Origin of the sequence: Streptococcus orisratti DSM 15617, from assembly GCF_000380105.1 — a bacterium.
In the GTDB taxonomy this organism is placed as follows: Bacteria; Bacillota; Bacilli; order Lactobacillales; family Streptococcaceae; genus Streptococcus; species Streptococcus orisratti.
Map to the genome: position 1 here is coordinate 1 of NZ_KB904479.1, position 22,507 is coordinate 22,507.

The window sequence follows — 22,507 nt, forward strand, 5'->3', positions numbered from 1 at the left end:
AAATCTAAATCAAGTAGCTCTTTGGCTAAGGTATTACCACCCATGGTCAGTATAGCTTGAATCATGGTTTTCATCGTTAGCTGACTTTTCCGACTAAAATCTTTTTCAGGATGAAGCACAAACCGGTTTGCGGTGGAAACGATGTCGTTAATACTATCAAGTAAATGAGCTTTAATCTGATCTAACATGACTTTTCCCCTTTTATTTTTAGTGTACCATAGAAAAAACTAACCTACCACAAAACGTGATAGGTTAGTTAACTTAATGACATTGGGGATAACCCCAGCCTATTTTGTGATAAAGGGAAGAGCACCTAGTGTTCACCAGATGCTCAGGAGATTTATGAAAAGGGGAAAAAGAGAAAAACTATTTTTCCCAACGGTCGGGAGAGACCGCTATTTAGGATAAGAGTATCCTACACAAAAAATCTTAAAGAAACCTTAAAGTGACCAGAGAATGTCTCTATTAAGACAAAGAGTCCTACTTCTGGTATGATAATGATATGGAAAAAAAGAAATTACGAAAGTCAATGATTTCAAGAATGAAGTCGCAAAATAGAGAGAGTAAGGCTGAAAAAGACATTAGATTAATAGAAACTTTGCTCACATCTCAGGCTTATCAGACCAGTCAGGTAATTGCGACCTACCTTTCTTTTGATTTTGAATTTAATACAAAATTGTTAATTGAAGCAGCGTTTAGAGATGGAAAAACTATTTTGGTTCCAAAAACCTTTGGTCAAGGACACATGATTTTTGTAGCCTATGATGAGACAGATTTGATTCAAACATCTTTTGGGCTGTGGGAACCCAAGAGTACTTTAGCAGTTGATAAATCAACTATTGATTTGATTCAAGTGCCAGGTTTAGCCTTCAATAAAGCTGGTTATAGGGTTGGTTACGGTGGTGGTTATTATGATCATTATTTAGCTGACTACGCGGGAAAAACGGTTAGTACGATTTATGACTTTCAACTCGCTGATTTTCAATCAGAACAGCACGATGTGGCTATTCAGGAGGTATTTGTTGAATGAAAAATGAATTTAAAAAAAATCCAGTAACAATAGGCCTGCTTAGTTTAACAACTCTTATTTTTCTGGCTATGCAATTATTGTATTTTGGCCGTGCTACTTCGGTACAGGCTATTTTTGACTTTGGTGGCATGTTTGGTACATATGTCAAAGCCTATCCTAGTCAGCTTTGGCGGTTGGTGACACCGATTTTTGTTCACATTGGTTGGGAACACTTTTTCTTTAATGCCTTGACTCTTTATTTTGTTGGACAAATAGCGGAGCAGATTTGGGGAAGTCGCAGATTTCTTGTTCTTTATATTTTGTCTGGTATTATGGGAAATGTTCTGACCCTTTCTTTTACACCTAATGCTGTTGCCGCAGGGGCCTCAACATCACTCTTTGGTATCTTTGCCTCAATTGCTGTTGTTGGCTATTTTGGTCACAACCCTTACTTAAAACAACTTGGTCGTTCCTATCAAGTTTTAATTCTGATTAATTTACTTTTTAACCTTTTTAGTCCCAATGTTAGTCTTGCGGGGCACATTGGTGGCTTGATTGGTGGTGCTCTATGCGCTTGTTTCTTACCAAGCAATTTTGAACGGCAACTATTCAAACCAAACCAACGATTGCTTGCTCTACTGACCTATATTTTATTGGTATTTGTCCTTGTGGGGATGGCATTACTCTAAGTAATGTTTCAAATATAGATGTAGTCAACTTGATTTAATGAAGACAGTTCTACCTACTTCTGCGTCGCCTAGCCTGATTTTCGTTTTCGTTGATACTCAATGAAAATCAAAAGTAGCCTAGGAAACGAAGCCGACGATAGAACTTGAGTTCATCAAGGCAAGTTGACAACGGATAATTTTGATTTTCGAAGAGTATGAGTATAAAAGCAAACTGAAAGCCCATAACTAATAATTTTTAAGGAATTGTGTATAGTAAAAAGCTTCTTATCAAATTAAGTGATAGGAAGCTTTATTGGTATTTTGTGGTAATTTATTCAACTTTCGTTGTATTTTCCAGTTTTTTTCCGAGATCAATGATGTATTGTTTCAAATCATCTTTGACTTGGGGATGTTGGAGAGCGTAGTCAATGGAGGTTTTCATGAAACCAAATTTGTCTCCAACATCGTAACGCTTACCTGTAAACTCACGTGCAAAAACACGTTGGGTTTTATTGAGAGTATCAATGGCATCAGTTAACTGAATTTCATTACCAGCACCGGGTTCTTGATTTTCAAGAATGGCAAAAATTTCAGGGGTGAGTAGATAGCGACCGATAATGGCAAGGTCACTTGGTGCTTCTTCTGGAGCAGGTTTTTCAACGAAAGTTTCAACGCTGTAAAGGCCGTTTGCTCCTTCACCTTGCGGAGCGATAACGCCATATGCAGAAACTTCTTCATGTGGAACAGGCATTACAGCAATGGTTGATGCGTGAGTAACTTCAAAGTCGTTCATGAGTTGTTTGGTTAATGGAACAGCTTTGCTATCAGTAATATCCATGAGATCGTCACCAAGCATGACAACAAAAGGTTCATTCCCCACAAAGGCTTTGGCTTGAAGGACAGCATCTCCAAGACCGCGTGGATGACTTTGTCGAATAAAGTGAAGTCGAATTCCAGTTGTTTCGTCAACAAGCTTGAGTAAGTCTGTCTTGCCTTTTTCTTTGAGGTTATATTCCAATTCAAAATTTGAATCAAAGTGATCTTCAATGGAGCGTTTGGATTTACCAGTTACAACTAAGATATCTTCAATACCCGAACGCAGGGCTTCTTCGACGATGAATTGGATGGTTGGCTTGTCAACTATTGGCAGCATTTCTTTAGCTAAGGCTTTGGTTGCTGGCAAAAAACGTGTTCCTAAACCTGCTGCTGGAATGACGGCTTTTCTAACTTTTTTCATAAATAACTCCTCTTTAGAATTCAATTTAATCACAGTTTAGTTCCATTCATTTTCTGAACGGAATTCATTTGACATCATATTGATAATGCTTTCTTTAACGTCTGCACCTTCGTAGATAACCTTGTAGATAGCAGTTGTGATTGGCATATAGACCCCCAGTTCCTGTGCAATCTCATAAGCAACCTTTGTCGTGGAAATTCCCTCAATAACCATGCCCATGTTGCGTTCGATATCTTCCAGTTTTTCACCACGGCCGAGTGCATCACCAGCTCGCCAATTTCGTGAATGAACAGATGTCCCAGTGACAATGAGATCTCCAACGCCAGACAAACCACTATAAGTCAAAGGATCAGCACCAAGTTTGACACCGAGACGTGTGATTTCAGCCAGACCACGCGTAATAACTGCAGCTTTAGCATTGTCACCATATCCGAGGCCATGGAGAGCACCAGCGCCAACGGCAATGATATTTTTCAGAGCACCAGCCGTTTCAACACCGATCACATCTGAATTTGTGTAGAGACGGAAGTAGTGGTTGCTGAACAACTTTTGAACATACTTGGCTGCATCCAGATCTTTTGATGCGGCAGTAATCAAAGTAATATCGCGAACAATTGTTTCTTCTGCATGGCTTGGTCCAGAGACCACTACAACTTCAGATCTTAGTTCAGCAGGAATTTCTTCTTCTAAGATAGTTGACAACCTTTCATGCGTACCAGGCTCCAGACCTTTTGAGGCATGCATAGTCACAACCTTGTGATCAAGAATTTCAGCAACTTGTTTGGCAACTAAACGTGTCACTTTGGTAGGAACAACAAAAAGCACTGCGTCTGCGTCTGCTAAGGCTTCTCTTAAATCTAGCGTTGCTTTGATGTTGCTATCAATGACGATGTCCTTGAAATAATGTGAGTTGGTATGATGCGTGTTTAATTCTTCAATTTGTGCTGGAATATTTCCCCAAAGAATCACGTCGTGTCCGTTGTCATTAAGGACTTGGGCAAGAGCAGTTCCCCAAGAACCAGGACCCAAAATAGCAACTTTTTGCTTAATCATAATTTTCCTCTTTCTAGTCTAATAAAACATCTCACCCCATTATATCATAAGGAAGGTTTATTTGTCTTTGATTGTCTTGCTTTTGGATTTTGGAAATAGCAGAGCAAAACTTGCTATTTAGCGCTCAAAATAAGGAATATGATATAACAGATTTGTACGAACAACGTACGGCACCGTATCAAATACGGCAACATCTATAAAATATAAAAAGGTCTTTGCGAGCTCAGACAGTGTATACACACTATCGTAAAAATAGAATCATCAGTGAAGGTCAGACTGACACTTTTTGACTGATGGTTTTATTTGTTTTGAGGAGAAACTCAAAACCCTTATAAAATAAAAATTTTATCACACAAAATATTTTACCATTTACTACATTCAAATTAACAGAATAATACGAACGAAATTTAATTTTAATAATTTAAGGTATACTATAGTCATCAACAGAGATGTTGAAATAATTCAAAGGAGGAAGCTATCATGCTTAAATTTTCTACAAAAAAAGCTAAAAAAGCAGGCTGTGTGAGTGTAGGAGCACTAGTTCAAGTTTCAGTTGGTCACTACATTAAAGAAATTAAGAGTACGGTATAGCTTACTTTTTGAGTGTCGGAGAAGCACAGAGAAATGTTTGTAGTGATGGGAATTGCTAAAAATAATGATTGTTGAAGTATTTCATTCATCATTATAATTAATAATTTCTGGTTACAAAGATTTTTGTGTGTGATTAATCGTTTAGGTAGGCTAATGTTGTGTTAGCCTACTTTCTATTTAAAGATGTTATGAAAGAAAACAGAAGACTTCAGATATTAGTACAGTGTTTATTTCAAGTAATGGTTTCTAATATTTGTTTGATATTATATATTTTATTTTGTTCAGTCTGCTTAAAAACTCAGAGCATGTTGCTATTATTAAGTGCACCTACAATAGTAGCCCTGGTAGTGCAGCCAATATTTTTAGAAAAAGTTTTGTTTAAAAGTAAAGTAAACTTTTCAAAACATATTATTGTAGCTACATTAGCTTTAATAAGTATTTTACTATGCTCTTTTGTTAATGTATCCGAGAAAACTATACTGATCTTACATTTTATTTTGGTAGGTTATTCTGAAGAAATGTTATATAGAATGATTATCTTAGATAGGATGGAGTCTTCTTATACCATCTTAGAATCAATAGTGATTACTTCGCTTATCTTTGCCTTTTTAGGTCACATATCGGAACCTATTTTAGATAATCTAATGATAAGATTTCCTTTAGGGGTATTTCTGGCATTTATCAGAATAAAATTTAATAATGTTGGAGTTTCAACGATTATTCATAGTTTATATAATATTTTAGTAACTTTTTAGATAGAGGTTTTTATGAAAATTAAATTGGGTTCAATATTTTTATTTTGTTTGCTTATTCTAATATTCATCAATTATAATTTTATTTCAACTTATAATCTGTTTACATTTTATATATTGTTGATGCTTCTTCCTTCAATTTTGTATTCAAATTGTTGCGTATTTCTCCTAAGGCACTTTAAAAAGGGGAGAGCAGTATATTATTTATTATCAACTATTGTACATTTTTTGTTGAATTGGGTTATAATTCACCGATTGTTGACAAAGGAAGTGTTTAATAGTCTTGTCGAAAATACAGTGAAAATTAATCCTAGTGTAGGTAACAATATTTCATTAGACTTGAGTTTGACGTCATTTTTAGTTATTAGCCTATTTGTATTTTTGTTAATGATTATTGAAAATTATTTCATAGGAAGAGTTGAGGGAAAACGTGTTTCTAAATGACAATATTTCAGTAATGAAAATAGATGAAATGTACTTACTATTTAATTTTAGCAACGGGATAGTTGCTGGGGTAGATAATCAAGCAATTGAATTTCTAAAAAGAATAAAAAATAATCAGTTAAATTGTAATGATTTAACCGGAGAAGAGAAAGAATTTTTTACTTATCTTGTAGAGAATGATTTCATCTCTGATGTAGAATTTAGGAATGAGCAAACTCCAATAACTGCCTATTTACATTTAACTAATAAGTGTAATTTGCATTGTGTAGGTTGCTATTCTTTCGATGAGCGAAGAAATAAGTGTGAAGATCTATCAACAGAAGAGATTTTAAATGCAATTGACCAACTTTCTGATGTCAGAATTCGAAACCTAGTATTCTCTGGAGGGGAACCTTTGTTAAGGAGAAATATTCTTCAGATAGTGGAATATGCTAAAACAGTTGCTAAAATTCCAAATGTAGTATTAATAACTAATGGAACTATTTTTAACAAAAAAATACTTTCAGAACTATCAAAATTTGTAGATACTGTTTCTGTTTCATTAGATACATACTGTTCGGATAGTGAACCATATCTAAGAGATAAAGGAATATTTGACAAAATTATGAGGTCAATTTCTTGGTTGAAAGAATCGGGAAATAATGTCAATATTATTCCAACAATTCATCATTTGAATTCAAGTAATCTCTTTGAGTATGTAAAACTTGCAAAGGAAATAGGAACAACAATCAGTTTTAGTATTCTCAGCGCATGTTTTGAAGGTGAATTGATGTCATATCTTCCAAATGATACTGATTTAATCAATATCAGTAAGTTTATGATTGAGTCTGATGCACCAATCAATGATAGTGCCTTTGAGGATAAAACTTTAGTAGCTAGGAATTACTGTGGAGCTGGTACATCAATGATTGCCATAGGCACTCAAGGTAACGTTTATCCATGCCATATGTTGATGTATGATGAGTACTGTATAGGAAATATAAAGTACGACTCAATAAAGAATATGAGAGAGAAATCTGCTAATGCAAGTTTGTTCAAATTATTGAATGTAGATAAAATAGAGGGTTGTTCACGATGCCAATTCAGATACCTATGTGGAGGAGGCTGTAGAGCTCGTTCAAAATTGAAATTTGATGTAGTAGATAAAGTAGATCCATATTGTCGATTATTTAAAACTTACTACAATGAAGTTGCAGCAGAAATTATTTCTGACTAGGGAGAACATCTATGAGGAGAGTCTTAAGGGAAGAAAGAAATAAAGTAGTGGTATTTATAATCTCTACGTTTATATTAGGCTTAGTTGAAGTATCATTCGCTACAATAATTCAAAAATTTATTGATTCCCTAGAATCATCAGATATTACAAAGTTTAAATTAGCAATTTTTTCCTTTGTGGTCTTTCTTGTAATAAACTATGTCTTGAATCTTTTTGTGATATGGATTCAATCAGTACTTACTAAGAATATTCATCTGTATTTAAAATCAAATTTGGCTAAATATTTTTTATCGCTTTGTTATTGTGATTTTTCTGAAACAACTACGGGTGAAAAGATGAATTACTTTGATTATAAAATTTCGTTAATTGAACAGTATTATTTAGATAGTATTTTTTCGATGATACAAGCAATTTTGGTGTTGATGATTGCCACTGTCTATTTATATCAAATTAGCCCGTTGATTTGTGTAATAGTATTTACTTTAGGGATTGTATCTATGCTGATTCCTTTATTACTTGGTAAAAAGTTAAATGATTTAGTTTCTGAAAATGCAGTTCTAAGTGGAGAATACCTACATTTTATAAAAGAGATGTTTCAAGGAATATTGGTGGTCAAAACTTTTCAGAAGGAGCGAATATTTTTTGAGAAATTTGAAGAGAAGTTATTTAAATTTGAAAAAAATACCCAATTACTAAATATAAAAAATGGAGAGTATAATCAAATTAGTGGTTTTTTCCAATATGTAATTATTATTTCTTGCTTATGCTTTGGTGGCTTTTTAGTGTTGAATCAAGGATTGACATTAGGAAAGATGATTGCCGTCACACAAATTTCAAATTTGATAGTTAGTCCGATTCAACAGATAGGTTCTTCCGTTATTGATATTTTGGCTAGCAAGGATATAACGAAAGAAATGTCAGATATTTTTTCAAAACAATCTATTGTTTTAGATAAAAAAGTGTATCAAAAAGGTTTTGGGAATATAAGGCTTTCTACTAGCAGTGTAACAAGAGGCGCTAAAAAGCTCTTGGGTGATGTTAATCTATCTATTGAATATGGCAAAAAATATTGTATTATTGGTCCAAACGGTAGCGGAAAAACAACATTTGGACGTTTGATGTTAAATTTGCTAAATGATGTTGAAGAACGAGTATTTATAGATGGAGAAGCTAGTAATTTAGAAGATGTCGCCAAATTGATTTCATATGTACCGCAAAATAGTATTGCTTTTAAAGGTACTTTGAAAGATAATATTACATTGTTTGAACGCTATGATGATAAAACTATTGATGAGGTAATTAGAGACGTTAATTTAAACAAAAAAAGTAAAGAGATTCAAATGATTTCGGAAAATGGGGACAATATTTCTGGTGGAGAATTGAGAAAAGTCAATATAGCTAGAGCGTTTTTAGAGGATAGACCAATATTACTAGTTGATGAATTTGAGTCAGCTTTAGATGAAGAATCCTCGAAACTAATAGCTGAAAAATTTTTGAATTCAGAAAAAACTGTCATAATGATCTCACATAATTTGGAACAGTCATTTTTAAAAAAATTTGACTCTATAATTTTTATGGGAAATGGAGAAATTATTGCAACGGAAAAATATGAAGTATTACTTGAAAATTGTGATAACTTCTATAATTATTTAACGCATACTGCACATGGCGGAGGTAATATTCATGAGTACAATACTACGAGCGTGTCATTTAAGTAAATCGTTTGGATTACAAGAGGTGTTAACTAATATCAATTTTGATATCCACTCAGGAGATATAGTTGGCTTGATTGGAAAAAATGGCTGTGGGAAGACTACTCTAATGAAGATGATATTGGGTCTCACATCACGAACTGAAGGTGATATTCAATTTAAAGGTGATTCGAATTATCATACTAAAAGAAAGGCATTAAATAAAATTGGTTTTCTCTTAGATTGTAGGTTGTTTGAAGACTTCTCTGCATATGATAATTTGAAATTATTCTCTATGTATTCTTCAACTGTTAATGAAGAAAATTTAGATGATCGAATTGATAGGTTGTTAAAATTTGTTGGTTTAGATAACAGTAAAAAGCTGGTAAAATCTTATTCGTTTGGTATGAAACAGAGATTGGGTTTGGCGTTGGCATTATTAGATGATCCTGAATTTTTGATTTTGGATGAACCATTTGTTGGCTTGGATCCTACAGGAGTTAGAGTCCTTCTAGATTATATTGTAAAGTTACGTCGAGAAAAGGGTGTTACAATTTTAATCTCATCACATCAGTTACATGAAATTGAAGAAATTTGTGATTATTTTTTATTTATAAATGATAAGAGAATTGAAACACATTCTAAACTGGGAGAAAATCAAATAATTATTACTTTGGAATATGTAGTGCCAGAGTTGGAACATGATTTAAGAGATATGGTTGATGTGAAAGAAAATCAAATAACTTTACCAGAAGATATGTCGCTACTGAATTCAACATTAAAGCTTATTTACAGATATAACGGTGAAATAAAGGATATCACAATGAATGATTCTATAGAAGAATTATTTAGGGGGTAACAAAATGCAATCGATTATTTTAGCAGAACTATATAAATTACTGAAACGGAAAAATTTTATTGTATTAGCAGTGTTATCTTTGTGGTCGTTGATTTACGGATTAGGTACTTTTTTGCATTGGGATTTTGTAAAAATTGGTGCTAAGTTAGATTTAGTTACCTTTATTACAACGATGTGGACCTTTTTATTGATATTAACTATTCCACTATTATTAATTTTGTACACTGCTTCTTTTATTTTGGGAGGAGAAATTCAAGGAGGGCAAATTTTACTAGAAGTAAACCGAGTGTCTAGTAAGAAAATATTAATTATTTCTAAGTATATAGTTGTCATCTTATCAATCTTATTTTTGTATGTACTGAACTGCTTATCCTCACTAATCACTTATATTTGTTTTTTATCTCGAAGTGAGTTTGGTTACGTAAATTTTTGGGAATTGCATTCTACAAATATGCAATCAATAATAATTAGTTTGGTAAATTTAGGTTTTATTATTTTATTGGCTAGTGTAGCCTTTTACTTGTCATTATACGTTTCGGCAATAGTAGCTGCATTCGTAAGTTTAGGTGTTTACTTTTTGTGTCAACTTTTATCACATATTACGATTATTTCTGAATTTATTCCGGGATACTTTTTTGTTGTACCTGATTATCATTTTACAGTTAGATTATCTATAGCCCATGTGTTGAGTTATTTCTTGATTTGTATGTTATTATTATTTGTTACTATGAAAGGATTTGAAAAGAAAGCACTATGAGTGATATAATATTCCAAAAAGGAATTTACGGAAACAAATGTATAGAGTAGCAATTTGTGATGATGATAGTTTACAGGTTAGTAATCTAGAGTATCAGATTTCAAGGTATTTTGATGAAGTTAATATTCAACATGATATTGATGGTTATTATAAAGGAGATCGTCTTGTAAAATCAATGAGAGATCAGACAGATAACTATCAATTGATATTTTTGGATATTGAAATGGAAGGGATCAACGGTATTGAGACTGCAAAATTATTGAGGGCAATAGACAGAAATTTTATCTTAATCTATGTTACAAGTTATGAACAATATGCCTTAGAAAGTTTTGAAGTCTCTCCTTTTCGTTATCTAATAAAACCTGTATCTATTGAGAAACTGAGAGCTGTTCTTAAGGATGTTCTTGTAGAATTGACGGCTAAACAGAAATTCTTATTTTATCAAGTAGGTAAGGAACATTTTCAAGTGATTTTAGATAATATTGTATGCCTGTACTCTGAATTTGGTAGAAAAATTCATCTTGAATTAGTTGATGGTGGTAATGTGTCGTTTTATGGGAAGATATCGGCAATTGAAGAAGGGTTGCCTCAAACACATTTCGTTAGAGTTAATAGTGGTACAATAATTAATCTAGACTATGTTGCATCTTTTAATAGAAATGAAGTAACAATGGTAAATGGCGATTGTATCGCTATCAGTAGAAGTCGAAAGAAAGCAGTAATTACAGCCTATAATCAGTTTATTGAGAGGAGTTTTGGATTATGATTGGTTTATTTAAAACAACTGGTCTCCTCTCTCTTTTTTTATTTCAAAGCTTTATTATTTGGATCTATTTACAGCATTTTTTTGTTGTCAGAATACCTAAAATGAGATTCTATTGCTTTATTTTAGTTATCTATTTTATTGGTAGAACATCAATAATTGTGAATCAGAACACCTTCATTGATTTTAAGATTTTTTCCCTGTTCTTCACTTTTTTGATTCTTTTCTTCTTTTTATCTGGAGATGTGATGAAAAAAATATTTCATTTCATATTTCTGATTTTTTGGTTACTGATTCAAGAAGATATTGTTGTTTTACTATTTAGCCATGCGCCACAAACTAAAACACTTGCCATTTTCTTTGTTCAATTTTTCATGATGGTGCTGACTCTGCTATTTATATTAGGATTGAAGCGATTCAAAGTTGACAATTTAATAGGTCTGAATAAGATAGAATACGGGATTCTTTCAGTCACTCCTTTTATTTCGATTGTCTTGCTACTACATAAAGTACCGTTATCTCTCGGTAAAGTTCTTGCATTTGACAGCTATTTGTGGTTAATTAATATTGTTATAATTGTGCTTTATAATTACATGAGTGAAAAAAACTATAATATTATAAAAAATAAAATAGCTTCTGATGAAAATAACATAACTAGTGAGGTTATAAAGCAAGAAAAGGAACTAGCCGTCCTTAGACACGATTTGAAAAATATTATTTCTTCAATAGATTTTTATGCTGATAATAACGATTGTGGGAACATCAAAACAATAACTCAAGAGATATTGGGACAGGAAGTATTTAATCGTAAAATTACAGGGTGCATCCCCATTGATGCAATATTAAATCAAAAAATATCTAAGATGAAAAAAGATAATATTCCATATAACTTAGACTTACAAATTCCATATAATTTAGATTTAAGCTTGATAGCTGTTGATTCATGTGCTATTCTTGGGAATATTCTTGACAATGCCATAGAAGAAATTGAACGTAATGGCTTAAAGACTCCAATTGACATAGTATTACGCTTTAAGAATAACAAATTAGTTTTTAAAGTGGTTAATCCTATCAAAAAAACTGATGTGGCTATTAATTATGATGGTATGAAATCTATAAAATCACCTGATAGACAAGGTATAGGAATAAAAAGTATTTATGATAGGGTTACGAAATTGAAAGGACATTTGAATATTAGTGTTAAATCAAATCAATTTATTGTACTAGTCGTGATTCCGTTAAGGATAAAGTGAGTTTTTAGTAAATTCGCCAGGTTCTGCTAAATATGCAGAATCCTTTTTCAAGGAGGCTTATAGATAGTTTGTTGGTACAAATAGTTCTTTGATTTTGGAAATTTGAATGCAGATGATGTAGTTACCGAACAAGTCTAATATTAAAACCTAGATTAGCTAGAAAAGAGAATAAAAATGATTGATTTACAAGAGATTCTTGCCAAGATGAATCCCAATCAAAAGATAAATTATGATCGTGTCATGCAACAGATGACCAAAGCCTGGGCTAAAGAAAATGTGCGTCCCAAAATCCTTGTGCATGTTTGCTGTGCACCCTGCTCGACTTATACGCTAGAATATCTGACGCAGTTTGCGGACCTAACGGTTTATTTTGCTAATTCTAACATTCACCCCAAAGAGGAGTATCATCGCCGGGCTTACGTCACCCAAAAGTTTGTTTCGGATTTTAATGAAAAGACAGGAAATCAGGTGCAGTTTCTTGAAGCGGCTTACAATCCTAACGAATATGTTCGTAGGGTACGTGGTTTGGAAGAAGAACCAGAAGGTGGTGACCGTTGCCGTGTCTGTTTTGACTATCGTCTGGACAAGACTGCTCAGAAAGCTGTTGAACTGGGGTTTGACTATTTTGCCAGTGCTTTGACCATTAGTCCTCATAAGAACTCTCAAACAATCAATAGTGTAGGGATTGATGTTCAAAAGGTTTATACTACGAGATATCTGCCGAGTGATTTTAAGAAAAATAATGGCTATCGCAGGTCAGTTGAAATGTGCGAGGAATACGATATCTACCGTCAGTGTTACTGCGGCTGCGTCTATGCGGCAAAAGCGCAAGCCATTGACCTCGTGCAAATCAAAAAAGAGGCTAAAGCCTTTATGCAAGACAGAGATGGAGCTCAAGAGTTTCCGCAGATACGCTTTGTATTTGATGGAAAAGAAGTTTAGAGAATAAATGCTGTCACTGAAAGAGGTAAGAATTTGGAATTAGAGTCGAAGGTAAAGTTAGGGGAATTTTACAAGGCACTACGTTTAGCTAGAAAAGTGAAACAGAAAGATGTCGCTAAAGGGAAATTATCGAAGTCACAGTTATCAAAATTTGAATCTGGTCAGTCGATGTTATCGGCCGACCGAATGATTAGTGCCATTGAGGGGATTAATTTAACCTTTGCTGAGTTTGGTCATGTATTAAATGGTTATCGACTTACTGATTATGAAGAGTTAATGAAACATATCATGACCTTGTTAACTAATGAAGATAAAGGTGGACTTGAAGTGCTATTAGAACAGTACCTTAATCAAGAAGACGTTATCTATTATAGACTGAATAGCTTGGTTATAAAAAATGCTATACATTCATTGGATAGGGAATATGTATTTGATAAAGAAGATGGCGAGTTTTTAGCAGAGTATCTGTTTTCTATTGAGGATTGGACAAGTTATGACCTTCATATATTTGGTAATACCATGCCAATTCTTAGCGATACAGATTTAATATTTTTGGGTAAAGAACTTGTCACTCGTTCAAAAGTTTATTTACCACTGACAAGTTATAGGAATTTATTGAAATTTACTTACCTAAATATCATTTCAGAAATGTTCGAAAGAAAGCAGTTGACTCATGTTCAATTTTTTATTACGGAGTTAGAATCTTTACTAGATGTTTTTGACACATTTGAAATGCTATTATTAAATTTTTTGAAGCTTACTTATTCCTATCTCTATAAAGGAACTCAGAAAGAACGTGTGGAAATCTATATAGAAAATATTAAAAGGTTGAATTTAGATTCTCTAGCAGATCTATTGACTAAAAGATTATTTCAGTATGAACAAGCTTTTATTAGAAAAGAAAAATAATGTTACCTATGATCAACAATTAGTAAAGAAGTTAGCTCAGTTTTGAGCTAATTTCTTTTTTTCAACTTTCACATATAAGCCACTTAGGGGGGTATAATAGAGTACATTAAGTGTAGGAGTGATAAATTGATATGAAAATTAAAACATTTACGAGTAATTTTTATCATTTAATTTTAAGTCGTTCAACGAGAAATATAGCGGATAGTTTTTATTTGATTGCTCTTTCTATTGGTTTGGTACAAGTGTATCAAATAGATGCTGCAAAGCTATCTTTATTTACTTTACTTGGAATGCTTCCTAATGTGACTTCGATTTTCTATGGTCCTTTTTTAAACCGCATAAGGAATGACAAAAAATGGTTAATGATTTTCCAAATATCGCAATTAGTTGCTATTGTGGGAATTATTTTGTGTCTTAACTATCGATTTGCTGTTTTTTGGATGTATAGTTTGAATGTCGTTTTTAATTTGCTGACAACGTTATTAAATACCATGCAAATGAAAATGATTCCTGAAACTTTGGATAATGATAGCGAGCTGATTGATAAATCTATTGATATTCAATACAAAACGTCAAATGTGCTAGATATTATTAGTAATTTCATAGCTTCCTCTTTGTTGGCTTTTATTTCGTATCTAATCCTTTTGCAACTTAGTATTCCATTTTTTATAGGAGCTATCTATTTTATGTTTCGGGTTAAACTTGATACTAGGGCGACAAGTCAATTTTCTAAGGAGCCTGAGAAAGAAAAACTTCGTCTATTAGAATCGGTAGAGGCGTTTAGAGAGTCAAAATTTGCTTCGCTTATTATTTTCATTGAGGCTTTTTTGAGTGGGGGTACGGATTTACTGTTGACCCTTGTTCCTTTATATTTACTGCAGGAGAAGATTCCTATTGGGTATTTAGGTGTTGTGCTTGCTGTGCAACGTGGAGCAGATTTGCTTGGAGCACTTCTAGCGCCCCATATCAGAATACGTCCTAGACATTTTTTCTGCATTGACTATATCATATCTGGACTATGCTTGTTATTTGTATTCATTATTCCTGATCCATTGGTGAAATTACTGCTATTTTTTATCGCGTTTGTTGTGATTGGAGTATCTGGAAATATATTTGAAAAAATGATTTACGCGGAATATGACAATAATAAAGTCGCTTTAATTTACACTGCTAGTTCTAGTTTATATGCTATCTTTGGTATTTTATTTTTGTTAATTCCAAGTTTTTATCAAAATATAACGGTTTTAGGAATTTCGATTAATATAATGACATTCGGCATCGGCGTTTATTTATTGATAAAAAGTGGCGTTTTGGTGAAGGGTGAACTATCGTAGGGTTTAGGAGAGGTTATGAAAAAATTTAGGTCATCGTTTTTTCTATTATCTGAAGCTACTGGGATTGTAGCTAGTAGCGTTTATGGGTTAACGCTATCATTTATTGTTCAGCGTTATGTTGATAGTCAATTTTTAAATAGTTTGGTTAGCAATATCAGCGTGACATTGAGCATGCTTATGGCATTTTTACAGGTTATATTGTCGATAAGAAATCGCCGTGGAAGTTAATTTTGTTATCAGACTTGGTTTTGATACCGCTACTTATCATTCCTATTTTTCTTTTCGAGGTTTCACTTCCGTTATTTCTGATTTCAATAGTCATTATTGACGTGATTTCGATAGTTGTTTCGGAGTTAGATGAGATTTCAAGACCTGTTTATCTCAGCCTTATCACAACTAAAGAAAAATCCGTTTCGGTTTTACAGAGCATTAATATTGTTGATTCAGCCTTTGCTATTGTTGGCTATCTTTTTGTCTTTTTGACAATTTCTTTTCTCAAAATTAACACTTATTTTATTATTGTTAGCATTTGTTACCTTTTTAGTGCTCTATTTATTTTTCATTTGCCAAAGGAAACAAAGAAAGAACAGCCTCTTTCTGAAACACAAGAAAGCTTTATTTTGGCGTTAAGAGAATTATTACAAGTGATTGTAAGGCTAAAACAAGTAGGTCTTTACCTTGCCAATCTTCTCTTCATGGTGAAAAATCAGATTGTCATGAGCCTTTTGATTTTTAGAATTGGACAGATTGATAAGGGATTTACTCATATTCATATCATTGGTATCGGAATTCTGCTTAGTGTAGCAGGTGGTGCGGTGCTTAATAAGATTCTTTATTTAGCTAAGGTATCGGTAAGAAAAGTTCTTTCAATGCTCTTAATGGCTTGTAGTGGGTATTTTACCTATCTTGTTGGTCATGCACAAACTGTTGAGCATTTTCTATTGTTTGGTTTAGCGGTAGGAGCTATTTTTGGAACAGGTTTACCGTGTTTTGGGTTGCTTTCAGCAGAAAGAATGCTTGTTACTCCAGATAATCATCAAGGAAAATCATTATCGTTGTTACGGACAAGTTCGGTTGTTTTAACGCTTAGTCTAACAGCTTGCTTTGCTATTGTTGAAAAGCTCTGCCATTTGACAACAATCTTTTTTGACGGTAGTGCTGTTTTAGCAATAATATTGGTTTTGCTATTTTTTGCCCTACCATTTACGGAATTAAATAGTGTAAGGAAAAATAGTAATAAGTAAACTTTCTTTGTTTCCAAGCAAGGAAAGTTTTTTTGATGAATAGCTTTTATGTTATAATATGAAGATGATTGAATACAGAAAAAGGAGACAAAATGAGTAAAATTAGAGGATTTGAATTGGTTTCACAATTTACTGATGAAACATTGCTACCAAAGCGAGAAACAGCACACGCTACAGGTTATGATTTGAAAGCTGCGGAAACAACAGAAATTGCAGCTGGTGAGATTAAATTAGTGCCAACTGGTGTCAAAGCTTACATGCAAGCTGGTGAGGTGCTTTATCTTTTTGACCGTTCTTCAAATCCGCGTAAAAAAGGCTTGATTTTGATCAATTCGGTAGGTGTCATTGACGGTGATTATTATGGCAATCCTGCTAATGAAGGTCACATTTTTGCACAAATGAAAAATATCACTAATGAGACTGTTGTGGTTGAAGCTGGCGAACGCATTGTTCAAGGTGTTTTCATGCCGTTCTTGGTTGCTGACGGTGATGAAGCAGACGGTGTTCGTACAGGCGGCTTTGGTTCAACAGGGAAATAAAGGCAAAGAAGACAAATGGGAAACGCAATGGAGGTAACGAGTTATCGCTAAGAAAAAAACAACATTTGTTTGTCAGGAGTGTGGTTATCATTCTCCGAAATATTTGGGACGTTGTCCGAATTGTTCGTCTTGGACGTCTTTTGTTGAAGAAGTTGAGGTGCAAGAAGTCAAAAATGCGCGTGTTAGTTTGACGGGTGAAAAAAGCAAACCGACTAAGTTAAAGGATGTTAGCTCGATTCATTATTCACGCACGAAGACTGGCATGGATGAATTTAACCGCGTGCTTGGTGGCGGTGTGGTGCCAGGTAGTTTGGTGCTTATCGGTGGTGACCCAGGTATCGGAAAATCAACGCTTCTTTTGCAGGTATCTATTCAACTTGCAGATAAGGGAACAGTTCTTTACGTTTCTGGGGAAGAATCAGCAGAGCAGATTAAACTACGTAGTGAGCGTCTTGGCGACATTGACAATGAATTTTACCTTTATGCTGAAACCAATATGCAAGCCATTCGCGCACAGATTGAGCAAATTCAGCCTGACTTTCTCATTATAGACTCAATTCAGACCATTATGAGCCCTGATATTTCTGGGATTCAAGGGTCGGTATCACAAGTACGTGAAGTGACTGCAGAGTTGATGCAACTGGCCAAGACAAATAATATTGCAACCTTTATCGTTGGTCACGTGACTAAGGAAGGGCAGCTTGCAGGACCGCGCATGCTTGAGCATATGGTGGATACGGTGCTTTATTTTGAAGGGGAACGTCATCACACCTTCCGTATTTTACGTGCTGTGAAAAATCGTTTTGGTTCAACCAACGAAATCGGCATTTTCGAAATGCAATCTGGTGGTCTGGTTGAGGTACTTAATCCAAGCCAAGTTTTCTTAGAAGAACGTTTGGATGGTGCAACGGGGTCAGCTATCGTGGTTACCATGGAAGGTAGCCGTCCAATTTTGGCGGAAGTACAAGCCTTGGTGACACCGACAGTCTTTGGAAATGCTAAACGCACCACAACGGGTTTAGATTTTAATCGTGTCAGTCTGATTATGGCTGTTTTAGAAAAGCGCTGCGGACTTCTTTTGCAAAATCAAGATGCTTATTTGAAATCGGCTGGTGGTGTTAAACTTGATGAGCCAGCGATTGATTTGGCAGTAGCGGTAGCCATTGCGTCAAGCTATAAAGAAAAGCCAACAAATCCACAGGAAGCCTTCATCGGTGAAATTGGTTTGACGGGCGAAATTCGTCGTGTGACACGTATTGAGCAACGTATCAACGAAGCGGCAAAACTTGGTTTTACCAAGGTTTACGCTCCCCAAAATGCTCTGCAAGGTATTGAAGTACCTGCAAATATCACTGTTGTCGGTGTGACGACAGTAGGGGAGGTCTTGAAGAAGGTGTTTCATAACTGATTATCCGTCAACCTAAAATAGATGACTCTGTCCAGCTATATCAACTCTATCAAGCATAGGGTTGGAAGAATTTTACTCCTGATTAAATTGAACAGCTCTTACAAACATCTTGTTGGTTCGTTCTAGAAGTTGAAGGGGAAATTTGTGGCTTTGTCAGGTATCTGACAGATGGGGTGTTAACAACCTATCTTTGCGAGCTGTTAGTTTCCAAGAAACATAGACATAAGGGATATGCAAGTCTTCTACTGACCGAACTTGGTCATCATCACCCAAAAACCAGACTTGACTTGGTTTCAGAAGCTGATGATTTCTATGAACATTTGCAATTTAGGATAATAGGGACGGGGATGCGAAAACTCATATCAACCGATTTGTCTCAAAAATAAAGTCCTACATTTGGCAACCTTTTTCATTTGACAATAGGGTGTTAATTTTAGTTGCTAATTTGAAAAGTCCTATCCCAAGCCACCTTTGACACTGAATTTATAGTTCTACTTCTAGGTTGAGAAAGTGTCTCTCAGGCCTTCTCATCCACCTCCTCAAAGTTGAAAATGCTGTAAGAAGCTGTCTGTCCCAGCTTCTTTTTCAATTTATTTGTAATCATTTAAAAGATGAATGGATTTTGTTATAATATTCTTAATATTGTTTTATTTATCAAGAAAATATAAAAAGGGAGTTAGCATGGCAAAATCTGATTATTTTGATGATATTCAACAGGAAATTAGACAAGCAAGTGGTGCTTTTGAGGAATTAGAAGATGATTATCGTCAGGCAAAGAGACAACTAGAAGAACTCTATCATCAGGTAGAAGATTTTAATCATTATGTTAGATTTGAAAATGACACCATTTACGAAGAATTACTCAGTAAAACTCAGCAGTCTAGCTGTGAGCTTGATCAGGCTTTTCCTGAAAGTTACTGGTTATTCAACAAGATAACGGACGATAATGAGCTGTTTTTAAGGGAAAATTTCTCAATACTAGATGAAAGTTTGGATAATTTAGAAAAAGGTTATCGCAAAGATTATCAAAAGCAAACCGATGAAATTGATAAACTCTACGCTCGTTTGAGGTTATTAGACGAGTAAAATAGCGATATGTGCTGTTTACAACAATACTTTCACCATGAGCAGTTCTATTTATGGTTACTATTTAATAGAAAAATATTCAGGAGAATTTTATGGGAAAATCAAGCTATAAGGCAGCGAGAGCTAGACATAATGAACGATGTAGGCACTATGCTCACTACTATGATAATCTTGGAAGACAGTATGAAGCTAAACAATTAGATGCGGAAGCTGATTTAAAACGTCTCAATGAGGCAAAAAAATCTTTAACTCATCACTTAAAGGATTACAACAGTTTTGAACAAGATTTTAAAAGTAGTTGCCAAACCGGTGTTTCGGATGGATTATTTAAAGGAGACCGCAGAGATAAATTTGATCGGATTATCCAAAATGTTACCCAATGTATCACTTCGGATTTAGCAGCTCATCAGGAAAATGTCACATTATTAGAGCTTGCAATCGTAAAAACAACACTTCGTGTAGCGGACTATAGCTTTGCGGCTTCAAGCGCTAGAGGAATGGCTAGATATTTTTTAAGTGCACTTTGGTAGGAGGAGATTAAGAGATGGGATATAAGGTTGGTATTGATAAAGAAACATGGGATAGTGTAGTTGGAAGCCAAGAAGCTGTTGTTTCTGGAATTAAGCCTTTAAGTGCAAAAGAATTAGATAAAACCAATTTACAGCGGTTTGAGAACTTAGTTGGATTAGAAACAAAGTTTAATTCGGTTTTGGGAAGTTTAAAAACCTACACGCAATCAAGCACAGCTAAAATGCGAAATGCAGGAAATATCATCGTTCAAGAAGACAACAATCAAGCAAAGGCTATTCAAGGAAATGCTCAGTCTATCCGCTTTAAGTAAGGAGATGTTATGTCAGATAAAACAAAACAAGAGTTGTTAGTGATTTTAAAAGATCTTCTCTCCAGACAAGGCTTGACTTCAAAGCAAGAAGACGACTATTGGCTCCAATATTTGGGCAGTCATTTAGAAGTTGTCAAGGAGGCTTACCTAGCTTATAGAAATCATGAAAGGTTTTATGTCCATCAACTCCTGCTGTCCGATAAGCTGATTTTTCAGTTTGATGAGCAGGCGGATTCTGCTCAGATTGAGACAAGACATGGGGGCTGGTCTTTTCAAGGAACTCTGTCTGATTTTGTGACCTTGATGGCAACCATTGATATGGTCTATGCCCCTATTTATCCGATTGGGACAGTGGTTGACTTGGACATGGACTTATTTCCTGACTTCCTTAGAGAGTTGTTCGCTGAGGAGCCAAGGGCTAAGGTGATGTTAACAGGACGCAAACTGGATTTGCACGAGGGCTATGAAGGCTACACGCTGGATTATACTGCTAGACTGTGGCCACTGGGAGAAAGACTGGGCAGCACACAGTTACGTGTGTCCAATTTGATGATTAAAAAGGTTATCGCGCTAGGCTATCATGATGGCGCCTGGGAAAGTCGTGTGGCTAATGCTCTTCATCAAAAGCAACTGAACAACCTACAGCGTTCAACAGCTTTCATGAGTTCTGAAAAAGCGCTGGCTTATTATCATATTGACCTAGAAGGTGAGGTGAACTAATGGGATTTCATGTGGATATGGCAGAGCTTCTGTCACATTTGGAGACCTTGTCCAGCGATATCAAAAGCACTCAATCTGATTTGTTAAGTGCTAAGACAGCGACCAATAGGATTATCAGCTCCCAAGCTCTCTATGGTCATGCAGGACAGGCAGTTTATCATCAGTTGAACAACTACGATGCCGCTTTACATGTTAGTTTAAGTGATAACTTAATGCTCCTGTCAGGGGAATTTTCAAGGACTCTTTCAGCCTTTCAAAGTCAGGTCAAGGAGACGAGTGCTACAGCCATTCTGGACGAGGCTTACCTCCATCAGCTCAGTCAGACCTTGGTTCAACATCAGGAAAAACATGCCAGCATAGAGTGCTCTATTGCTAGCATCTATGGAGACATCGCCGACTTGGTTTCCCTGTCTAGCCCCAAGAGTAGCTATGATGAGTGCACAGACAAGGCCAATAGGGTCCTAACTCATACGATCGAATGGGTGAGTGCTTTTGACGGGGCAAGCACATCAAGTCAGACTCAGGCTTTGCTAGAACGAGATGAGGTAATACTCTCTTCCTTGCAGGGACTTGGCTCCTTATCTTATACCGATAGCCGCTACAGCCAGTTCGTTAGCGATGCCCACTTTGCCAAGTACGTTAAACAGATAGACAAGCAGATTCAGGCCAAGATCAAGGCTGCCAAGCAGGCCCAAGAGAAAGCCGCTAAGGTTAAAGAACTCGCATGGAAAAAACATCACCCTGTTCAAAGTTTTATCCATGACTTGGAAGCAGGCGCCATAGGCTGGCTGGACAAAGATATCAAAGCTCATCCCAATCCCTTGAATCGGGCGAGTGCTGGTTTTCTAAAGGGGGCTGTTGAGTTAGTCAGTGGGCTGGCTGAAGGCGGGGTCAATCTGACTCAAGTCGGTCTTGAAGAACTGGAAGTTTTCGGAGACATGCTTCAAGGCAACAAGCCGAGCCAGTGGAAGATGGCAGATATCAGTGGAATGTTAGAGACGGAGAAACANTTAGCACGNCTNNCTCTAGGAACAGTAACCAGTAACGTTTTCTTTGATGCTTCCATTGTGTTGGATGGACTACCTCAAAGAGGCATTGTAGGGAGTATCCAAAAAGAGTTGAGATTAGACCGTCAGATGTCGGAAAACTTCTGGCAAGAGACAAGCAAAAGCATTGCCGAGGCGTTCAAGG

The 22,507-nt window shown here is 35.2% G+C and carries 24 protein-coding genes and 1 pseudogene; 22 read left to right on the top strand and 3 right to left on the bottom strand.

Annotation, left to right across the window (positions count from 1 at the left end; translation table 11 throughout):
• Window positions 1–188: pseudogene (locus A3I7_RS13205) on the bottom strand (IS4 family transposase); the annotation flags it as partial.
• Window positions 189–502: 314 nt separating this feature from the next.
• Here A3I7_RS13205 and A3I7_RS0107565 point away from each other — a divergent pair.
• Complete coding sequence (locus A3I7_RS0107565; protein ID WP_018376184.1) at window positions 503–1,030, top strand: 5-formyltetrahydrofolate cyclo-ligase; 528 nt, start codon at window positions 503–505, stop codon at window positions 1,028–1,030.
• Window positions 1,027–1,698 carry a rhomboid family intramembrane serine protease gene (locus tag A3I7_RS0107570; RefSeq protein ID WP_018376185.1) on the top strand — a complete coding sequence of 224 codons (672 nt, stop codon included), beginning with the start codon at window positions 1,027–1,029 and terminating at the stop codon, window positions 1,696–1,698. Before A3I7_RS0107565 ends, A3I7_RS0107570 begins: the two co-directional genes overlap by 4 nt.
• A 310-nt stretch (window positions 1,699–2,008) precedes the next feature.
• Here the strand turns inward: A3I7_RS0107570 and galU are convergent, their stop codons facing one another.
• A complete protein-coding gene (gene galU / locus A3I7_RS0107575) occupies window positions 2,009–2,914 on the bottom strand; it encodes a UTP--glucose-1-phosphate uridylyltransferase GalU (RefSeq protein WP_018376186.1) in 906 nt (301 codons plus the stop codon).
• Window positions 2,915–2,950: 36 nt separating this feature from the next.
• Window positions 2,951–3,967 carry an NAD(P)H-dependent glycerol-3-phosphate dehydrogenase gene (locus tag A3I7_RS0107580; RefSeq protein ID WP_018376187.1) on the bottom strand — a complete coding sequence of 339 codons (1,017 nt, stop codon included), beginning with the start codon at window positions 3,965–3,967 and terminating at the stop codon, window positions 2,951–2,953.
• 896 nt (window positions 3,968–4,863) lie between these two features.
• Here A3I7_RS0107580 and A3I7_RS14870 point away from each other — a divergent pair.
• From A3I7_RS14870 to A3I7_RS0107685, 20 genes are all read left to right on the top strand, one after another.
• Entirely contained in the window at window positions 4,864–5,313 is a 450-nt protein-coding gene (locus A3I7_RS14870; RefSeq protein ID WP_273404723.1) for a CPBP family intramembrane glutamic endopeptidase, read from the top strand.
• A gap of 454 nt (window positions 5,314–5,767) precedes the next feature.
• Complete coding sequence (locus A3I7_RS0107600) at window positions 5,768–6,970, top strand: radical SAM/SPASM domain-containing protein (RefSeq protein WP_156812757.1); 1,203 nt, start codon at window positions 5,768–5,770, stop codon at window positions 6,968–6,970.
• 11 nt (window positions 6,971–6,981) lie between these two features.
• Window positions 6,982–8,688 carry an ATP-binding cassette domain-containing protein gene (locus A3I7_RS0107605; protein WP_018376192.1) on the top strand — a complete coding sequence of 569 codons (1,707 nt, stop codon included), beginning with the start codon at window positions 6,982–6,984 and terminating at the stop codon, window positions 8,686–8,688.
• Entirely contained in the window at window positions 8,654–9,520 is an 867-nt protein-coding gene (locus tag A3I7_RS0107610) for an ABC transporter ATP-binding protein (RefSeq protein ID WP_018376193.1), read from the top strand. Before A3I7_RS0107605 ends, A3I7_RS0107610 begins: the two co-directional genes overlap by 35 nt.
• Before the next feature lie 4 nt (window positions 9,521–9,524).
• Window positions 9,525–10,277 (top strand): membrane protein, encoded by a 753-nt coding sequence (locus A3I7_RS0107615; RefSeq protein ID WP_018376194.1) that lies wholly within the window; start codon window positions 9,525–9,527, stop codon window positions 10,275–10,277.
• A 37-nt stretch (window positions 10,278–10,314) separates the two neighbouring features.
• Entirely contained in the window at window positions 10,315–11,043 is a 729-nt protein-coding gene (locus A3I7_RS0107620; RefSeq protein WP_018376195.1) for a LytR/AlgR family response regulator transcription factor, read from the top strand.
• Window positions 11,040–12,293, top strand: coding sequence for a GHKL domain-containing protein (locus A3I7_RS0107625; protein ID WP_018376196.1), 1,254 nt, complete (start codon window positions 11,040–11,042; stop codon window positions 12,291–12,293). The genes A3I7_RS0107620 and A3I7_RS0107625 overlap by 4 nt, the downstream gene beginning before the upstream one ends.
• Window positions 12,294–12,467: 174 nt before the next feature.
• Entirely contained in the window at window positions 12,468–13,235 is a 768-nt protein-coding gene (locus A3I7_RS0107630) for an epoxyqueuosine reductase QueH (protein ID WP_018376197.1), read from the top strand.
• A 33-nt stretch (window positions 13,236–13,268) separates the two neighbouring features.
• Window positions 13,269–14,144, top strand: a complete 876-nt coding sequence (locus A3I7_RS0107635) for an Rgg/GadR/MutR family transcriptional regulator (protein ID WP_018376198.1) — start codon at window positions 13,269–13,271, stop codon at window positions 14,142–14,144.
• Between the two features lie 131 nt (window positions 14,145–14,275).
• The gene (locus A3I7_RS0107640; RefSeq protein WP_018376199.1) at window positions 14,276–15,478 is read left to right on the top strand and encodes an MFS transporter; all 1,203 of its coding nucleotides are present in this window, start codon (window positions 14,276–14,278) and stop codon (window positions 15,476–15,478) included.
• 15 nt (window positions 15,479–15,493) lie between these two features.
• Window positions 15,494–15,706, top strand: a complete 213-nt coding sequence (locus A3I7_RS14550; RefSeq protein WP_018376200.1) for a hypothetical protein — start codon at window positions 15,494–15,496, stop codon at window positions 15,704–15,706.
• A 2-nt stretch (window positions 15,707–15,708) separates the two neighbouring features.
• Window positions 15,709–16,722, top strand: a complete 1,014-nt coding sequence (locus tag A3I7_RS0107650) for a hypothetical protein (RefSeq protein ID WP_018376201.1) — start codon at window positions 15,709–15,711, stop codon at window positions 16,720–16,722.
• Between the two features lie 92 nt (window positions 16,723–16,814).
• Window positions 16,815–17,261, top strand: a complete 447-nt coding sequence (locus tag A3I7_RS0107655; RefSeq protein ID WP_018376202.1) for a dUTP diphosphatase — start codon at window positions 16,815–16,817, stop codon at window positions 17,259–17,261.
• 43 nt (window positions 17,262–17,304) lie between these two features.
• A complete protein-coding gene (radA, locus tag A3I7_RS0107660; RefSeq protein WP_083907229.1) occupies window positions 17,305–18,669 on the top strand; it encodes a DNA repair protein RadA in 1,365 nt (454 codons plus the stop codon).
• A gap of 86 nt (window positions 18,670–18,755) precedes the next feature.
• Complete coding sequence (locus A3I7_RS14875; protein ID WP_083907231.1) at window positions 18,756–19,055, top strand: GNAT family N-acetyltransferase; 300 nt, start codon at window positions 18,756–18,758, stop codon at window positions 19,053–19,055.
• Window positions 19,056–19,350: 295 nt separating this feature from the next.
• On the top strand, window positions 19,351–19,755 hold the full coding sequence (locus A3I7_RS0107665) for a hypothetical protein (protein WP_018376204.1): 405 nt from the start codon (window positions 19,351–19,353) through the stop codon (window positions 19,753–19,755).
• Window positions 19,756–19,847: 92 nt separating this feature from the next.
• On the top strand, window positions 19,848–20,285 hold the full coding sequence (locus A3I7_RS0107670; RefSeq protein WP_018376205.1) for a hypothetical protein: 438 nt from the start codon (window positions 19,848–19,850) through the stop codon (window positions 20,283–20,285).
• A gap of 14 nt (window positions 20,286–20,299) precedes the next feature.
• Entirely contained in the window at window positions 20,300–20,596 is a 297-nt protein-coding gene (locus tag A3I7_RS12665; RefSeq protein ID WP_018376206.1) for a hypothetical protein, read from the top strand.
• 9 nt (window positions 20,597–20,605) lie between these two features.
• Window positions 20,606–21,316 carry a DUF4176 domain-containing protein gene (locus A3I7_RS13390; protein WP_018376207.1) on the top strand — a complete coding sequence of 237 codons (711 nt, stop codon included), beginning with the start codon at window positions 20,606–20,608 and terminating at the stop codon, window positions 21,314–21,316.
• A gap of 17 nt (window positions 21,317–21,333) precedes the next feature.
• On the top strand, window positions 21,334–22,507 hold a 1,174-nt coding region (locus A3I7_RS0107685), incomplete at its 3' end, for a T7SS effector LXG polymorphic toxin (protein ID WP_425423207.1).

What these genes read in the sequence shown, in the direction of transcription:
- A3I7_RS0107565 (WP_018376184.1), top strand. Translation starts at nt 503, where the DNA reads ATGGAAAAAAAGAAATTACGAAAGTCAATGATTTCAAGAATGAAGTCG.
- A3I7_RS0107570 (WP_018376185.1), top strand. Translation starts at nt 1,027, where the DNA reads ATGAAAAATGAATTTAAAAAAAATCCAGTAACAATAGGCCTGCTTAGT.
- galU (WP_018376186.1), bottom strand. Translation starts at nt 2,914, where the DNA reads ATGAAAAAAGTTAGAAAAGCCGTCATTCCAGCAGCAGGTTTAGGAACA.
- A3I7_RS0107580 (WP_018376187.1), bottom strand. Translation starts at nt 3,967, where the DNA reads ATGATTAAGCAAAAAGTTGCTATTTTGGGTCCTGGTTCTTGGGGAACT.
- A3I7_RS14870 (WP_273404723.1), top strand. Translation starts at nt 4,864, where the DNA reads ATGTTGCTATTATTAAGTGCACCTACAATAGTAGCCCTGGTAGTGCAG.
- A3I7_RS0107600 (WP_156812757.1), top strand. Translation starts at nt 5,768, where the DNA reads ATGAAAATAGATGAAATGTACTTACTATTTAATTTTAGCAACGGGATA.
- A3I7_RS0107605 (WP_018376192.1), top strand. Translation starts at nt 6,982, where the DNA reads ATGAGGAGAGTCTTAAGGGAAGAAAGAAATAAAGTAGTGGTATTTATA.
- A3I7_RS0107610 (WP_018376193.1), top strand. Translation starts at nt 8,654, where the DNA reads ATGAGTACAATACTACGAGCGTGTCATTTAAGTAAATCGTTTGGATTA.
- A3I7_RS0107615 (WP_018376194.1), top strand. Translation starts at nt 9,525, where the DNA reads ATGCAATCGATTATTTTAGCAGAACTATATAAATTACTGAAACGGAAA.
- A3I7_RS0107620 (WP_018376195.1), top strand. Translation starts at nt 10,315, where the DNA reads ATGTATAGAGTAGCAATTTGTGATGATGATAGTTTACAGGTTAGTAAT.
- A3I7_RS0107625 (WP_018376196.1), top strand. Translation starts at nt 11,040, where the DNA reads ATGATTGGTTTATTTAAAACAACTGGTCTCCTCTCTCTTTTTTTATTT.
- A3I7_RS0107630 (WP_018376197.1), top strand. Translation starts at nt 12,468, where the DNA reads ATGATTGATTTACAAGAGATTCTTGCCAAGATGAATCCCAATCAAAAG.
- A3I7_RS0107640 (WP_018376199.1), top strand. Translation starts at nt 14,276, where the DNA reads ATGAAAATTAAAACATTTACGAGTAATTTTTATCATTTAATTTTAAGT.
- A3I7_RS14550 (WP_018376200.1), top strand. Translation starts at nt 15,494, where the DNA reads ATGAAAAAATTTAGGTCATCGTTTTTTCTATTATCTGAAGCTACTGGG.
- A3I7_RS0107655 (WP_018376202.1), top strand. Translation starts at nt 16,815, where the DNA reads ATGAGTAAAATTAGAGGATTTGAATTGGTTTCACAATTTACTGATGAA.
- A3I7_RS0107665 (WP_018376204.1), top strand. Translation starts at nt 19,351, where the DNA reads ATGGCAAAATCTGATTATTTTGATGATATTCAACAGGAAATTAGACAA.
- A3I7_RS0107670 (WP_018376205.1), top strand. Translation starts at nt 19,848, where the DNA reads ATGGGAAAATCAAGCTATAAGGCAGCGAGAGCTAGACATAATGAACGA.
- A3I7_RS12665 (WP_018376206.1), top strand. Translation starts at nt 20,300, where the DNA reads ATGGGATATAAGGTTGGTATTGATAAAGAAACATGGGATAGTGTAGTT.
- A3I7_RS13390 (WP_018376207.1), top strand. Translation starts at nt 20,606, where the DNA reads ATGTCAGATAAAACAAAACAAGAGTTGTTAGTGATTTTAAAAGATCTT.